The sequence below is a fragment of the Rhodococcus sp. NPDC055112 genome (assembly GCF_053607505.1).
In genome coordinates this window covers 89429-103106 of sequence record NZ_JBSGTR010000008.1, presented here as the reverse complement: position 1 = coordinate 103106, position 13678 = coordinate 89429, and the positions used below count along the sequence as shown (strand labels likewise).

Annotated in this window: 13 protein-coding genes; 9 read left to right on the top strand and 4 right to left on the bottom strand. The window is 69.1% G+C overall.

What is annotated here, in order from left to right:
* Positions 1-5: 5 nt before the first annotated feature.
* A complete protein-coding gene (locus ACWFRB_RS06625; RefSeq protein WP_452639682.1) occupies positions 6-1190 on the bottom strand; it encodes a pyridoxal phosphate-dependent aminotransferase in 1185 nt (394 codons plus the stop codon).
* A gap of 114 nt (positions 1191-1304) precedes the next feature.
* On the opposite strand from ACWFRB_RS06625, the gene ACWFRB_RS06620 reads away from it, so the two are divergent.
* From ACWFRB_RS06620 to ACWFRB_RS06610, 3 genes are all read left to right on the top strand, one after another.
* On the top strand, positions 1305-2216 hold the full coding sequence (locus ACWFRB_RS06620; protein WP_452639680.1) for an ATP-binding cassette domain-containing protein: 912 nt from the start codon (positions 1305-1307) through the stop codon (positions 2214-2216).
* Entirely contained in the window at positions 2213-3796 is a 1584-nt protein-coding gene (locus tag ACWFRB_RS06615; protein WP_452639678.1) for an ABC transporter permease, read from the top strand. The genes ACWFRB_RS06620 and ACWFRB_RS06615 overlap by 4 nt, the downstream gene beginning before the upstream one ends.
* An 82-nt stretch (positions 3797-3878) precedes the next feature.
* Positions 3879-4484 (top strand): carboxymuconolactone decarboxylase family protein, encoded by a 606-nt coding sequence (locus ACWFRB_RS06610; RefSeq protein WP_452639677.1) that lies wholly within the window; start codon positions 3879-3881, stop codon positions 4482-4484.
* Here the strand turns inward: ACWFRB_RS06610 and ACWFRB_RS06605 are convergent.
* The gene (locus ACWFRB_RS06605; RefSeq protein WP_452639675.1) at positions 4456-5379 is read right to left on the bottom strand and encodes a sigma-70 family RNA polymerase sigma factor; all 924 of its coding nucleotides are present in this window, start codon (positions 5377-5379) and stop codon (positions 4456-4458) included. The genes ACWFRB_RS06610 and ACWFRB_RS06605 overlap by 29 nt on opposite strands.
* A gap of 120 nt (positions 5380-5499) precedes the next feature.
* On the opposite strand from ACWFRB_RS06605, the gene ACWFRB_RS06600 reads away from it, so the two are divergent.
* Genes ACWFRB_RS06600 through ACWFRB_RS06575 form a run of 6 tightly spaced genes read left to right on the top strand, consistent with a single transcriptional unit; the run spans position 5500 to position 11281 of the window.
* Entirely contained in the window at positions 5500-6603 is a 1104-nt protein-coding gene (locus ACWFRB_RS06600) for an ABC transporter substrate-binding protein (protein WP_452639673.1), read from the top strand.
* The gene (locus ACWFRB_RS06595; protein ID WP_452639672.1) at positions 6600-7433 is read left to right on the top strand and encodes an ABC transporter ATP-binding protein; all 834 of its coding nucleotides are present in this window, start codon (positions 6600-6602) and stop codon (positions 7431-7433) included. Before ACWFRB_RS06600 ends, ACWFRB_RS06595 begins: the two co-directional genes overlap by 4 nt.
* A complete protein-coding gene (locus ACWFRB_RS06590; protein WP_452639671.1) occupies positions 7426-8301 on the top strand; it encodes an ABC transporter permease in 876 nt (291 codons plus the stop codon). The genes ACWFRB_RS06595 and ACWFRB_RS06590 overlap by 8 nt, the downstream gene beginning before the upstream one ends.
* Positions 8302-8314: 13 nt before the next feature.
* Positions 8315-9661, top strand: coding sequence for an LLM class flavin-dependent oxidoreductase (locus tag ACWFRB_RS06585; protein WP_452639669.1), 1347 nt, complete (start codon positions 8315-8317; stop codon positions 9659-9661).
* 44 nt (positions 9662-9705) lie between these two features.
* Entirely contained in the window at positions 9706-10698 is a 993-nt protein-coding gene (locus ACWFRB_RS06580) for an LLM class F420-dependent oxidoreductase (protein WP_452639667.1), read from the top strand.
* 13 nt (positions 10699-10711) lie between these two features.
* Positions 10712-11281, top strand: a complete 570-nt coding sequence (locus tag ACWFRB_RS06575) for a GNAT family N-acetyltransferase (RefSeq protein ID WP_452639665.1) — start codon at positions 10712-10714, stop codon at positions 11279-11281.
* Here the strand turns inward: ACWFRB_RS06575 and ACWFRB_RS06570 are convergent.
* A complete protein-coding gene (locus ACWFRB_RS06570) occupies positions 11278-11937 on the bottom strand; it encodes a DUF3239 domain-containing protein (protein WP_452639664.1) in 660 nt (219 codons plus the stop codon). The two genes, ACWFRB_RS06575 and ACWFRB_RS06570, sit on opposite strands and share 4 nt — an antisense overlap.
* 27 nt (positions 11938-11964) lie before the next feature.
* On the bottom strand, positions 11965-13623 hold the full coding sequence (locus tag ACWFRB_RS06565) for a DNA repair helicase XPB (protein ID WP_452639662.1): 1659 nt from the start codon (positions 13621-13623) through the stop codon (positions 11965-11967).
* Positions 13624-13678: the final 55 nt, after the last annotated feature.

Genomic DNA, 13678 nt, shown 5'->3' with positions numbered 1-13678 from the left:
CCGCGTCACCACCGCCCCGCCAGCCCCATGAGGCGCTCGGCGGCCTCGGCGAGTACCTCGTCGCGCTTACAGAATGCGAAGCGGACCACGTGATTCCACGGCGCCTTGTGGTCCGCGAAGACGCTCACCGGCACCGCGGCCACCCCGATCCGTTCCGGCAGCGCGCGGCAGAACGCCTCGCCGTCGGTGGTGCCGAACGGGGTGATGTCCGCACACACGAAGTAGGTGCCGCCGCTCGCGTGTACCCCGAAGCCCGCCTCGCGCAGGGCCCCGCTGAGCACGTCCCGCTTGCGCTGCAGGTCTTCTCGCAGACCCGTCACCCAGGCCTGCTCGTGGGTCAGCGCGTGCGCGACCGCGGGCTGGAACGGGCCGCCCGCGACGAAGGTCAGGAACTGCTTGGCCGCGCGGACCGCGTCCACGAGCTCGGCGGGGCCGCACACCCAGCCCGTCTTCCATCCGGTCACGCTGAAGGTCTTGCCCGCGCTGGACACGGTGACGGTCCGGTCCGCCATCCCCGGCAGCGCCGCCAGGGGGGTATGGGTGCGCCCGTCGAAGACCAGGTGCTCGTACACCTCGTCGCTCAGCACCAGCAGGTCGCGCGAGGTGGCGAGCTCCGCGACGGCGCGAAGTTCCGCGTCCGTGAACACCGTGCCGGTCGGGTTGTGCGGGGTGTTGAGCACCAGCATCCGGGTGTTCGGGCCGACCGCGGTGCGCAGCGCGTCGAGGTCGAGGGCGAAGCCGTCGCCGTCCGGGACCAGGGACACGGACCGGCGAACGCCTCCTGCGAGCGCGACGGCCGCGGCGTACGAGTCGTAGTACGGCTCGACGAGCACCACCTCCTGGCCCGGTTCGACCAGGCCGAGCAGGGTCGCGCTGATCGCCTCGGTGGCGCCGACCGTCACCAGCACCTCGGTGTCCGGGTCGTACTCCAGCCCGTATCGGGCCGCGCGGTCGGCGGCGATGGCCTCGCGCAGGACCGGCATCCCCGGACCCGGCGGATACTGGTTGAGGCCGTCGGCGATCGCGGATCTGGCGACCTCGAGCATCGCGGTCGGGCCGTCCGTGTCGGGAAAGCCCTGGCCCAGGTTGATCGCGCCCGTCCGCACGGCGAGCGCTGTCATCTCCGCGAAGATGGTGGAGCTGAACGGTTGCAGGCGCGAGACCGTCTGCGAGTGGCGTGCTGCGGGCATCGTCACAGCCTATTCGCCGTCCTGGCGGGTTCCGACCGCATGGTCGACGAACTGCCGACGCCACGACTCGGCAAATCGCAGCAGTGCGTGGCAGGACCGTTCTACCGTCGATACATGAGCGCCGCGATCGAGATCTCGGACCTGGTCAAGACCTTCGGCCGAACGCGGGCCCTGGACGGCCTCGAGCTCCAGGTGCGCACCGGGGAGGTACACGGCTTCCTCGGCCCCAACGGGTCGGGCAAGTCCACCACCATCCGGGTGCTGCTCGGCCTGCTCCGTGCCGACAGCGGCAACGTGCGGCTGCTCGGCGGCGACCCCTGGCGCGAGGCGGCCGGACTCCACAAGCGTCTCGCCTACGTCCCCGGCGACGTGAATCTGTGGCCCACTCTCTCCGGCGGCGAGGTGATCGACCTACTCGGACGGTTGCGCGGCGGCCTCGACGAGCGACGCAGGGCCGAGCTGCTCGAGCGGTTCGACCTGGATCCGACCAAGAAGGGCCGGACCTACTCCAAGGGCAATCGGCAGAAGGTGGCGCTCGTCGCGGCCCTGTCCTCCGACGTGGAACTGCTGATCCTCGACGAGCCCACCTCCGGGTTGGACCCGCTCATGGAGGCGGTGTTCCAGGAGTGCATCACCGAGGTCACGGAGCAGGGGCGCACGGTGCTGCTGTCGAGCCACATCCTCGCCCAGGTGGAGGCCCTGTGCGACCGACTCACGATCATCCGGCTCGGCAGGTCGATCGAGTCCGGCAGCATGGCCGACCTGCGACACCTCACCCGGACCTCCATCGCCTGCGAGACCAGGAGCCCGGCGACCGGTCTGGCCGAGCTGGCCGGTGTGCACGACCTGGTGGTGGAGGGGACCAGGTCCCGGTTCCAGGTGGACACGGGCGAACTGGACGAGGCGATCACGCACCTCACCCGTTTCGGCATCCGCACCCTCACCAGCCAGCCGCCGACCCTGGAGGAGTTGTTCCTGCGGCACTACGGCGACGAGCTCGCGGCGGCCGGGGTGGAGGAATCGTGACCACACTGGCCGGCACCGCGACACTGACCCGGTTCGGTTTCCGGCGCGAGAGGTTCGCGCTGGTCCTGTGGGTCCTCGCGGGTGCCTTCGTCTATTACTCGCAAGCCGTCGGGGTCGACATCGCGTATCCGACCCAGCCTGAGCTCGATGCGGTCGCAGCCAGCATGGAGGGCAACGCGGCCATGGTGGCCATGGCCGGACCGCCGCGTGCCCTCGACACGATCGGTGGCCAGGTGGCCTTCCAGGCCAGTGCCTTCGGGATGATCGTCGCGGGCCTGATGAGCATGTTCGTGGTCGGTCGGCACACCCGCGCCAACGAGGAAACCGGCCGCGACGAGCTGATCCGGTCCTCCGTCGTCGGGCGCCACGCGCCGTTCGTCGCGGCGGCGATCATCGCGACGGCGGCGAACGTGCTCTACGGCGCTGTGGTCGCGCTGAGCCTGATCTCCTACGGTCTGGCCGCGGCGGGATCGCTTGCTCTCGGCGTGGGCGCCACCTGCGCGGGCCTGGTGTTCGCGGCGGTCGCGCTGCTGGCCGCGCAGATCACCGAGAACACCAGGACCGTCTACGGCATCACAGGGGCCGCGATCGGCGTGGCCTACGTGCTGCGCGCGGTCGGCGACGTCGGAAGTGGTGCGCTGTCGTGGCTCTCGCCGTTGGGCTGGGGTCAGGCGATGCGGCCGTACGACGGCGAGATCTGGTGGCCTGCACTGCTGTCGCTCGTCGTCGCCGTGGCCGTCGGCCTCGGCGCGCTCCGGGTGCTGGACCATCGTGACGTCGGCGCGGGCGTGTTCCCCCCGCGGCCGGGTCCCGCCCGCGCTCCGCAGGGGTTGCTCGGCGAGTTCGGTCTCGCCTGGCGGTTGCAGCGCGGCACGCTGGTCGGCTGGTCGGTCGGGTTGTTCCTCGGCGGATTGGCGTTCGGCACGATCGGCAATGACGTCGGTGACCTGCTCGGCGATGTCGACATCGGTGAGTTGCTCGGGCAGGAGAGCGCGAGCATGGTCGACGCGTTCTACACGATGGCCGCCGCGATGCTCGCCATGATCGGGTCCGCGTACACCATCTCCTCCGCGCTCCGGCCGCGTGCGGAGGAGGCGGCCGGGCATCTCGAGCCGCTGCTCTCCACCGCGCTGACCCGGATCCGCTGGATGGCGGGCCACGCGGCGATCACGCTGGCCGGGTCGGCCCTGGTGCTGGCGCTCGCCGGCCTCGGTATGGGGCTGATGTACGGGATCATCGCCGACGACATGGCGCAGGTGCCCCGGATGCTCGGTGCGACCCTCGTCTACCTGCCCGCGGTCTGGGTCCTGGGTGGGCTCACCCTGCTCCTGTTCGGCCTCCTGCCGCGGCTCGCCTCCGGCGCCTGGATCGGCTTGGCGTTCTGCTTCTTCGTCCTGATGTTCGGGACGACGCTGAAGTTCCCGGACCGGCTGATGAGCGTCTCGCCGTTCGAGAACCTGCCGCTGGTCCCCGCGGTGGACTTCCGGTTGGCGCCATTGCTGGTCACCACCATCGTCGCGGGCGCGCTGTGCCTGCTGGGAACGGCGGCCTTCCGGCGGCGCGATCTGCAGACGAACTGAGGGTTGTCACGTTTTCTGGGGCTGTCTCGTCCAAGGAGTAGGCGGCACGAACGGTCGCCGCAACGGGAAACAGGAGGGCGTCATGACTCGAATCCAGCCGGTGGCTCCGAAGGATGCCGGACCGCTGATCAAGGTGGCCTACAAGTTCGCAGGCCGCAGGTTCGGCGCGGTGCCCGAACCCTTCACCGTGCTGGCGAACCATCGGAAGCTCTTCGTCGCCTGCGCCAGGCACGAGATGGCCGCGGAGAAGGCCTCCAAGGTGCTGCCCGCAAACGTCCGCGAGCTGGCGGTGTTCCGCGTCGCGTGGACCGTCGGGTGCTCCTGGTGCGTGGACTTCGGCACCATGTTGCAGCGCCTCGACGGCCTCGACATCGAGCGGCTCCAGAAGATCGGCGACTACGAGGACTCCCCGCTCTACAGCGAGGACGAGCGCGCGGCGATCGCCTACGCCGACGCGGTGACGGCGACTCCGGGGACCGTGACCGACGAGCAGGTGGCGGACCTGGAACGCCGGTTCGGCAAGGACGGTGTCGTCGAACTGACCTATCAGATCGGGCTCGAGAACATGCGGGCCCGGATGTACTCCGCGCTCGGGATCACCGAGCAGGGGTTCAACTCGGGGGACGCGTGCCGGGTTCCGTGGGCCGATCAGGAGGCGGTCACGGGGCAGGCCGGTCCGGGAGCCTGATGCCCGCGAACTTCTCCGGGTTCGCGATGTCATAGGCGGCGCTCACCTTGCCGTCGCGGACGGTGAAGCCCCCCACGCGTGACGGGAAGCCCGGGTGTGTGTCGTCCCCGGGCGACCCGTGCGTGACGAAACCGAGCTGGCCGTTGACCATGACCGGTTCGACCGACAGGAGAGACTGCGCCCCATAGCGATTGATCAGGCCGAGGAAGAAACGCGCGAACTTCTCGGACCCGTGGATGACGTTGACGGCCGTGCGGGTGGTGCCGTTGGCATCGCCGATCACCAGGGCGTCCGGGTGCAGCGCGTCCAGCACGGCCTGGAGGTCGCCCGTCGCCATCGCGGCCATCAGCCGGCCCACCGCCTCCGCGTGCTCGTCGTCCGGCGTCGGCTTCTCGACGCCCGCCACCGCGCGCCGTCCGCGCGAGGCCAGTTGCCGGGTCGTGGCGGTCGAGGTGCCGAGGATCCCCGCGATCTCGTCGAAGGGGACGCCGAACCCGTCGTGCAGCACGAAGGCGGTGCGCTGATCCGGGCCGAGGGTATCGAGTACCACCATCGCCGCCAACCGCGCATCCTCCTCGCGCACAACGGCTTCCAGTGGGTCGATCGGCCCCGAGGAGCCGAGTGGCATCACAATCGGCTCCGGAAGCCACTGCCCGACATAGCTTTCACGCCGGACGGCGGCGCTGCGAAGGTGATCGAGGCAGATCCGTCCGACCACGGTGGTCAACCAGGCGCGCAGGTCGCGGACGGAGTCGGGGTCGGTCTCGCTGAGTCGGAGCCAGGCCTCCTGCACGGCGTCCTCGGCGTCGGACACGCTGCCGGTCATCCGGTAGCCGACCGACAGCAGGTGACGGCGGTGGGATTCGAAGGTCTCGGCGAGTGCGACAGTGCCCATGGATCGATTCTACGAACGAGTTCGACTTAAAACCCCTGTGAACGGAACTGTTCCCGATGGTCGCGGCGTCCGTCATCTTTGACGCACCATCCAGCCACGCCCGACCTGAGGACTCAGACCATGGCATCACTGACGACCAAGAGACGATCAACGCCGCCGCGACCCCTGCGCGCACTCGCGGCCCTCGCCGCGCTTGTGACGATCGGTTCCCTGGTCGGGGCCTGCTCGGGGTCGTCCGAGGCCGAGCAGACCGCGGACGGCAAGTCCGTGCTGCGCTACCAGGGCTCGGCGGGACAGGTCACCTTCCCGGAGTTGGCGGCAGACCTCGGCTACTTCCAGAGCATCGAGCCGAAATGGGTGGGTGACACCACCAGCGGCCCACAGGACATCCAGTCCGTGGCCACCGGGCAGACCGACTTCGGTATGGCATTCAACGGCGCGGTCGTCAAGCTTCACGCCGCGGGTTCCCCGATCACCTCGGTGGTGAGCTCGTACGGTGCCGACCAGGGCACCTTCACCGGGTACTTCGTGCTCGACGGGGGGTCGATCGCAGGCGCTCGGGATCTGATCGGCAAGAAGGTCGGCATGAACACCCTTGGCGCCCATCACGAATTCGTCGTACGCGAATGGCTGGCCCAACAGGGGCTCACGCCCGACGAGATCAAGCAGGTCGAGTTGATCGTGGTTCCCCCGATCAACACCGAGCAGGCACTCAGGGAAGGCCAGATCGACGTCGCCGCACTCGGGGGTGTCTTCCGGGAGACCGCCGTAGGCCGCGGGGGACTGCGTCCGCTCTTCACTGATTCGGCGATCTTCGGGGACTTCAGCTACGGCACCTACGTCCTGCGTGACGACTTCATCGCCAAGAACCCCGAGGCGGCGAAGGACTTCGTACAGGGCACCGCGCGGGCGGTCCGGTGGGCCCAGACCACGCCACGGGACCAGGTCGTGGCCAAGTTCAAGGAGATCATCGGTAAGCGCGGCCGCAACGAGAACACGCAGCTCACGGACTACTGGCGTAGCCCCGGCATCCCGGTCGCGGGTGCGGTCATCGCCGACCGCGAGTTGCAGACCTGGATCGATTGGCTGGTCAGGAACGGCGAACTGAGGTCGGGTGAGCTGAAGGCGGCCGACCTGTTCACCAACGAGTACAACCCGTACGCGAACGGCTCCTACGCCGCCACCAGTGGTGCCGACGGGCAAGCGTTGGGGGCAGGCAAATGACCGCCGAACCCAAACTCAGGCTCGACCGGGTCAGCAAGCACTTCGGTATCCGCGGGTCCGAGGCCCGGTTCACCGCGATCGAGGACATCAGTATCGACGTCGCAGCCGGTGAGTTCCTGGTCCTGGTGGGTCCGAGTGGCTGCGGCAAGTCCACACTGCTGGATCTCCTCGGCGGCCTGACCACCCCGTCGTCCGGGCGGATCCTGCTCGACGGTCAACCGATCACCGGTCCCGGCCTCGACCGCGGGATCGTCTTCCAGCAGTACGCGCTGCTGCCGTGGCGGACGGCGCTCCACAACATCGAGTTCGGTTTGGAGGCAAAGGGTCTGCCGAAGCGGCAGCGACGGGAGATCGCCGGCCACTACCTGGAACTGGTCGGGTTGCAGGGGTTCGGCGACCGGTACCCGCACGAACTGTCGGGCGGAATGAAGCAGCGGGTCGCGATCGCGCGGAGCCTGGCCTTCGACCCCGAGGTGCTGCTGATGGACGAGCCGTTCGCAGCGCTCGACGCCCAGACCAGGGAGTCCCTGCAGGACGAGCTGCTGCGGATCTGGCGCACCACCGGCAAGACCATCCTGTTCATCACGCACGGCATCGACGAGGCGGTGTACCTGGGGCAGCGGGTGGCGGTGCTCACCTCCCGGCCTGGCCGCGTGAAGACGGTGATCGACATCGACATCGACCGCACCGCGGCTGATGTCCGCTCCGACGCGCGCTTCCGGGAGTTCCGGCACCACATCTGGAGCCAACTGCAGGACGAGGTGGCGCGCGCTCAGCACCAGGAACTCGAGGCGCAGGCGCCCGCATCGAAGGAGACGGCTCATGTCTAGTGTCGAACTGCTCGCGCCGCCGGTCGCCGCAGGTCCGGTGGCGCCCTCCCCGCGGCTCGCGGTGCCGCGGCGACCGGGGACCCTCGCCCGCGGCGGCCGGGCGGTCCGCGCCACCGCCTGGCGGATTCTCAAGCCATCGCTTGCGATCGGCCTGTTCTTGCTGCTGTGGGAGCTGGCCCCCCGGCTTGGCCTGGTGGACAGGGTGTTCCTGCCGCCGTTCTCCGTGGTGGCGGGCGCCTTCGGCGAGCTGGCCGCCAGCGGTGAACTGTGGAACCACGCCTCCGCGAGCCTGAGCCGGGCGCTGACCGGTTTCGCGATCGCCATCGCGATCGCCATCCCGCTCGGCGTCGCCATCGCGTGGTACCGCCCGGTGGCCGAGTTCGTGAATCCGATCCTCGAGCTGCTGCGCAACACGGCCGCGCTCGCGTTGCTGCCGGTCTTCGTGCTGATACTCGGCATCGGGGAGACCTCCAAGGTCGCCCTCGTGATCTACGCGAGCACCTTCCCGATCCTGCTGAACACCATCTCGGGTGTCCGGACGGTGGATCCGCTGCTGGTCAAGTCCGCCCTGTCGTTGGGCCTCACACCGATCCGGCTGTTCCAGAAGGTGATCCTGCCCGCCGCTGTCCCGACCATCTTCACCGGCATCCGGATGGCGGCAGCATCCTCGATCCTGGTTCTCATCGCAGCCGAGATGGTCGGCGCCAAAGCAGGTTTGGGATATCTGATCACGGCCTCGCAGTACAACTTCCAGATCCCGAAGATGTATGCCGGAATCATCGCGATCTCACTTCTCGGTCTCGTCTTCAACGGAATCCTCATCCTCATCGAGCGCCGCCTGTCCCGCTGGCGCGTCGGTCCGATCTAAGGAGTTCACCACAATGTCTCAGCGCCCCAAGCAATTTCACCTCAATGCGTTTCTCATGGGGGTCGGCCACCACGAGGCGGCCTGGCGCCACCCGCGCACCGATGCCAATGACGTGCGGTCGGTCGAGCATTTCGCCGAGCTCGGTCGGATCGCCGAGCGCGGCAAGCTCGACTCGGTGTTCTTCGCCGACGGCCTCGCGGTCGGCCCCCGCATCAAGCACAACGCGCTGTCCACCTTCGAGCCGGTCACCCTGCTCACCGCGATCGCGGGCGCCACCGAGCGGATCGGGTTGATCGCCACCTCGTCGACCACCTACAGCGATCCGTTCACCACCGCCCGCAAGTTCGCTTCGCTCGACCACATCAGCGGCGGCAGGGCGGGCTGGAACATCGTCACGAGCGCCGGCGAGGACGAGGCCGCCAACTTCGGCCTCGACGGGATCCCGGATCACCTCGGCAGGTACCAGCGCGCCGAGGAGTTCGTCGAAGCAACGGTCGCCCTGTGGGACAGCTGGGAGGACGACGCCGTCGTGCTGGATCCGGGCACAGGGGTGTTCGCCGATCCGGACAAGGTGCACGCGATCGACCACGAAGGCGAGCACTTCCGGATCCGTGGCCCGCTGAACTCGCCGCGCTCACCGCAGGGCCGCCCCCTGCTGGTGCAGGCGGGCTCGTCCGAGAGCGGGAAGGAATTCGCGGCGCGGCACGCCGAGGCGGTGTTCACCGCGCAGCGCACGCTCGCCCAGGGGCAGGAGTTCTATCGGGATCTCAAGGCAAGGGCGGCCGCGTACGGGCGCCACGCGGACGAGGTGAAGGTACTGCCGGGGATCGTCCCGTTCATCGCCCCGACCGAGGCCGAGGCGCGGGCGCTGGAGCGGGAGTTCACCGATCTGATCTCGCCCGACTACGCGCTCCGGCAGCTGTCCGCCATCCTCCGCGTCGACCTCACCGAGCACTCCCTCGACGCGCCCCTGCCGCCGTTGCCGCCCGTGCACCAGATCCAGGGGAACAAGAGCCGCTACGAACTGGTCAAGGAACTGGCCGAATCCGATTCGCTGACCGTGCGGGAGCTCATCGGCCTGCTCGGCGGCGGCCGCGGGCATCGCACCTTCGCGGGTACCCCCGAACAGATCGCGGACGAGCTCCAGTTGTGGTTCGAGCAGGGTGCGGCCGACGGTTTCAACATCATGCCGCCCTTCCTGCCCGGCGGCCTGACCGATTTCGTCGACCAGGTGGTCCCGATCCTGCAGCGCCGTGGGCTGTTCCGCACGGACTACACGGCGTCGACCCTGCGCGGCCATTACGGGCTGGCTCATCCGGCGAGCCAGTTCGCCGCGACGCAGGCCAGGACCAGCGCATGAGCGAAGCCTGATGGGGCGGCCGGCTCCTCGGTAGGATCAGCGGCATGCGTTTCGGGATGTTCGTACCGCAGGGCTGGCGCCTCGACCTGGTCGGCATCGATCCCGCCGAGCAGTGGGACGCGATGAAGTCGGTCACGCTGCGGGCCGAGTCCGGACCGTGGGAGTCGGCCTGGGTATACGACCATTTCCACACGGTGCCCGCGCCCACCGATCAGGCCACGCACGAGGCCTGGTCGTTGATGTCCGCGCTCGGCGCGGTGACCTCCACCATCCGGCTCGGGCAGATGTGCACCGCGATCAGCTACCGCAACCCCGCCTACCTGGCCAAGATCGCCGCCACCGCGGACCTCATCTCGGGTGGCCGTATCGAGATGGGCATCGGCGCGGGCTGGTACGAACACGAATGGCGTGCCTACGGTTACGGATTCCCGTCAGCCGGTGAGCGTCTGGCGCGTCTCGACGAGGGCGTGCAGATCTTGCGGCAGGCCTGGACCACCGGGTCCGCGACCCTGGACGGCAAGCACTATCGGGTCGACGGCGCCATCGTGCGACCGCTGCCGCTGCAGGAGGGCGGCATCCCGCTGTGGATCGCGGGCGGCGGCGAGAAGGTGACCCTCAAGATCGCGGCGAAGTACGCCCAGTACACCAATTTCGACGGCACCCTCGAGGGCTTCACCCAGAAGTCCGCCGTGCTCAAGGAGCACTGCGCGGCGGTCGGTACCGACTTCGACGCGATCGTGCGTTCGGCGAACTACAACGTGGCGATCGGTGCCACCGAGGCGGAGGTCGAGGACCGCCTGGCCGCGACCAAGGCCAGGATGGCGAAATTCGTGGGCGAGGACCTCGCGGAGGCGTCGATGGCGGCGTTCCGCGGGATGCCGGGGGTCGGGACGCCCGAGCAGATCATCGAGAACCTGACCGCGCTGCGCGATCAGGGCCTGAGCTACGGGATCTGCTACTTCCCCGAGGCCGCATACGACACCTCGGGTATCGAGCTGTTCGAACGCGAGGTGATCCCCGCACTGGCGGGCACATGAGGCAGGAGCCGACATGTTCGTGGAATCGCTCAACGACGAGGGTCTGTGGCTGACTCCGCCTGGACCCGGCGACGTCGAGTCCATCACCAGGTGCTGTCAGGACGAGGCGGTGGGGGAGTGGACCACACTGCCGGTGCCGTATACCCACGGCGACGCGCAACGGTTCGTCGAGCGGGTGGTGCCCGTCGGATGGGCGGACCGCAGCCCCACCTGGGCGATGCGGCACACCCCCGCGGGTGCCGTGGTCGGGATGATCGGTCTCGCCTGCCGTGACGGCTCGGCGGCGGACATCGGCTTCTGGCTGAACCAGGCGGTCCGTGGCCGCGGCCTGATGGCCAGGGCGGTGAACTTGGTGTGCGACTTCGGTTTCCGTCCGGACGGGATGGCGCTGGAACGGATCGAGTGGCGCGCGTACGTCGGCAACAAGCAGTCCGCGTCCGTGGCGCGGCGGGTGGGCTTCCGATTCGAGGGCACGCTGCGCGCGGGCGGTCTCCAGCGCGGGCGCAGGCGTGACGAGTGGGTCGCGGGCCTGCTCTACGAGGACCCTCGGGAGCCGGCCGAGGGCTGGCCGGATCTCGGCTAGCGCAGGTCCGCCGGGTCGACGGGGATCTGCTGGTTCTCGGCGCGCGGGACCTGCTCGGCCAGCGGGATCGACTTCGCCAGCAGCTTCCACTCCGCGCCGCTGATCGAGTCCGCCGCCCGCCGGATCACCTTCTGGTCCTTGGTGCCCCAGGCGATCGGCATCGGGCTGACCATCTGCCAGGTGTCCGCGGTGGACTTGGTGCTGCGGTCGGAGAGCACCGCGATCGAGGGCACCCGCTCGCCGACGTTGGTCATCGAATGCCCCGGCAGCGCCCGGATGTTACGGGTGACCAGGGCGTAGTGCGGGCGGTCCGCCGACGGCTTGGCCACGTCCACCAGAGCCAGCAGCGTGGCCCCGCGGGGCCGGGCCACCGCCACGACGGCGGGCACCAGCGGGCCCTCGGTGTAGAGCTTCTCGACAGAGCCGACCTTCTTCGGGGCCCAGAACGCCACCCACAGCGCGGTGACGGCCAGCAGGGAGACCACAACACCGACGATGTACGACCACGGATGGGCCAGGGAGATCAGCCAGGCCGCGAGCCCCGCCAGCAGCACGGCCGTGACGATGGCCGAGACCCGGAGTCGCCGGACGTCGCCGACCGTCTCGTTGACGGAGTTGGCGTGGGAGTGGTCGACGGGGAACTCGAAGCTGCGCACGGTCCCCTTTCTACCCGATGACAGGGCCTACCCGATGGTCGGGCCGAGCAGGTCGTCAGCATCGGTGATCCGGTACGCGTAGCCCTGCTCGGCGAGGAACCGCTGGCGGTGCGCGGCGTATTCGGCGTCCAGCGTGTCGCGGGCGACGACCGAGTAGAAGTGCGCCTGGCCCCCGTCCTGCTTCGGGCGCAGCAGGCGGCCGAGCCGCTGGGCCTCCTCCTGCCGGGAACCGAAGGTCCCCGAGACCTGCACCGCGACGGAGGCCTCCGGCAGGTCGATGGAGAAGTTCGCGACCTTGCTCACCACCAGCGTCTGGATCTCGCCGCGCCGGAACGCGTCGAACAGCGCCTCGCGTTCCTTGTTCTTCGTCGACCCCTGGATAACCGGCGCGTTCAATGCCTCGCCGAGCTCCTCGAGTTGGTCGAGGTAGGCGCCGATCACGAGGGTCGGCGAATCCGGGTGCCGGTCCAGGATCGACTTCACCACCGCGATCTTGGTGTGTGCCGTCGAGCACAGCTTGTAGCGTTCCTCCGGCTCCGAGGTGGCGTACGCCATCCGCTCGGCGTCGGTCAGCGTCACCCGGACCTCGATGCACTCCGCGGGCGCGATCCAGCCCTGCGCCTCGATGTCCTTCCACGGCGCGTCGTACCGCTTGGGGCCGATCAGGGAGAACACGTCGCCCTCGCGCCCGTCCTCGCGGACCAGGGTCGCCGTCAGGCCGAGGCGCCGCCTCGACTGCAGGTCCGCCGTCATCCGGAAGACCGGCGCGGGCAGCAGGTGCACCTCGTCGTAGATCACCAGGCCCCAGTCGCGGGAGTCGAACAGCTCCAGGTGTTTGTACTCGCCCTTGGTTCGACGGGTGATCACCTGATAGGTCGCGATGGTGACCGGTCGGATCTCCTTGCGCTCGCCCGAGTACTCGCCGATCTCCTCCTCGGTGAGCGAGGTCCTGGCGATCAGCTCCCGCTTCCACTGCCTGCCTGCGACGGTGTTGGTCACCAGGATCAGCGTGGTGGCCTTGGCCTTTGCCATCGCCGCCGCTCCGACCATCGTCTTGCCCGCGCCGCACGGCAGCACGACGACGCCCGAGCCGCCCGCCCAGAACGAGTCGGCCGCCATCTCCTGGTAGTCCCGCAGCTCCCAGTGCCCCTCGTCGAAGGCGAGGTCGATCGGGTGCGCCTCGCCGTCCACGTACCCGGCGAGGTCCTCGGCAGGCCAGCCGATCTTGAGCAACATCTGCTTGAGGTGGCCGCGCTCGCTCGGGTGCACCACGACGGTGTCCTCGTCGACCATGGCGCCGAGCATCGGCGAGATCTTCTTGTGCCGCATCACCTCGGTGAGCACCGCCCGGTCCAGGCTGACCAGGGTCAGGCCGTGCGCGGGGTTCTTTACCAGCTGCAAGCGGCCGTACCGGGCCATCGTGTCGACGATGTCGACCAGCAGCGGCTGCGGGACCGCGTACCGGGAGAACGTGACGAGCGCATCCACCACCTGTTCGGCGTCGTGGCCCGCCGCGCGCGCGTTCCACAGCGCCAGCGGGGTCACCCGGTAGGTGTGCACGTGCTCGGGCGCGCGCTCGAGTTCGGCGAACGGGGCGATGGCCTGCCTGGCCTGGCCGGCGAGCTCGTGGTCGACCTCCAGGAGCAGGGTCTTGTCGGACTGGACGATCAAGGGGCCGTCGGTCACGTGCACCTCCTACGTAGACAACCACTCCATTGTCCACACTTTGCCGTGGGGTGGT

Bases quoted from the DNA above. Each gene is read 5' to 3' on its own strand.
- ACWFRB_RS06590 (WP_452639671.1), top strand. From the start codon at position 7,426: ATGTCTAGTGTCGAACTGCTCGCGCCGCCGGTCGCCGCAGGTCCGGTG.
- ACWFRB_RS06575 (WP_452639665.1), top strand. From the start codon at position 10,712: ATGTTCGTGGAATCGCTCAACGACGAGGGTCTGTGGCTGACTCCGCCT.
- ACWFRB_RS06620 (WP_452639680.1), top strand. From the start codon at position 1,305: ATGAGCGCCGCGATCGAGATCTCGGACCTGGTCAAGACCTTCGGCCGA.
- ACWFRB_RS06610 (WP_452639677.1), top strand. From the start codon at position 3,879: ATGACTCGAATCCAGCCGGTGGCTCCGAAGGATGCCGGACCGCTGATC.
- ACWFRB_RS06605 (WP_452639675.1), bottom strand. From the start codon at position 5,379: ATGGGCACTGTCGCACTCGCCGAGACCTTCGAATCCCACCGCCGTCAC.
- ACWFRB_RS06585 (WP_452639669.1), top strand. From the start codon at position 8,315: ATGTCTCAGCGCCCCAAGCAATTTCACCTCAATGCGTTTCTCATGGGG.
- ACWFRB_RS06595 (WP_452639672.1), top strand. From the start codon at position 6,600: ATGACCGCCGAACCCAAACTCAGGCTCGACCGGGTCAGCAAGCACTTC.
- ACWFRB_RS06625 (WP_452639682.1), bottom strand. From the start codon at position 1,190: ATGCCCGCAGCACGCCACTCGCAGACGGTCTCGCGCCTGCAACCGTTC.
- ACWFRB_RS06600 (WP_452639673.1), top strand. From the start codon at position 5,500: ATGGCATCACTGACGACCAAGAGACGATCAACGCCGCCGCGACCCCTG.
- ACWFRB_RS06580 (WP_452639667.1), top strand. From the start codon at position 9,706: ATGCGTTTCGGGATGTTCGTACCGCAGGGCTGGCGCCTCGACCTGGTC.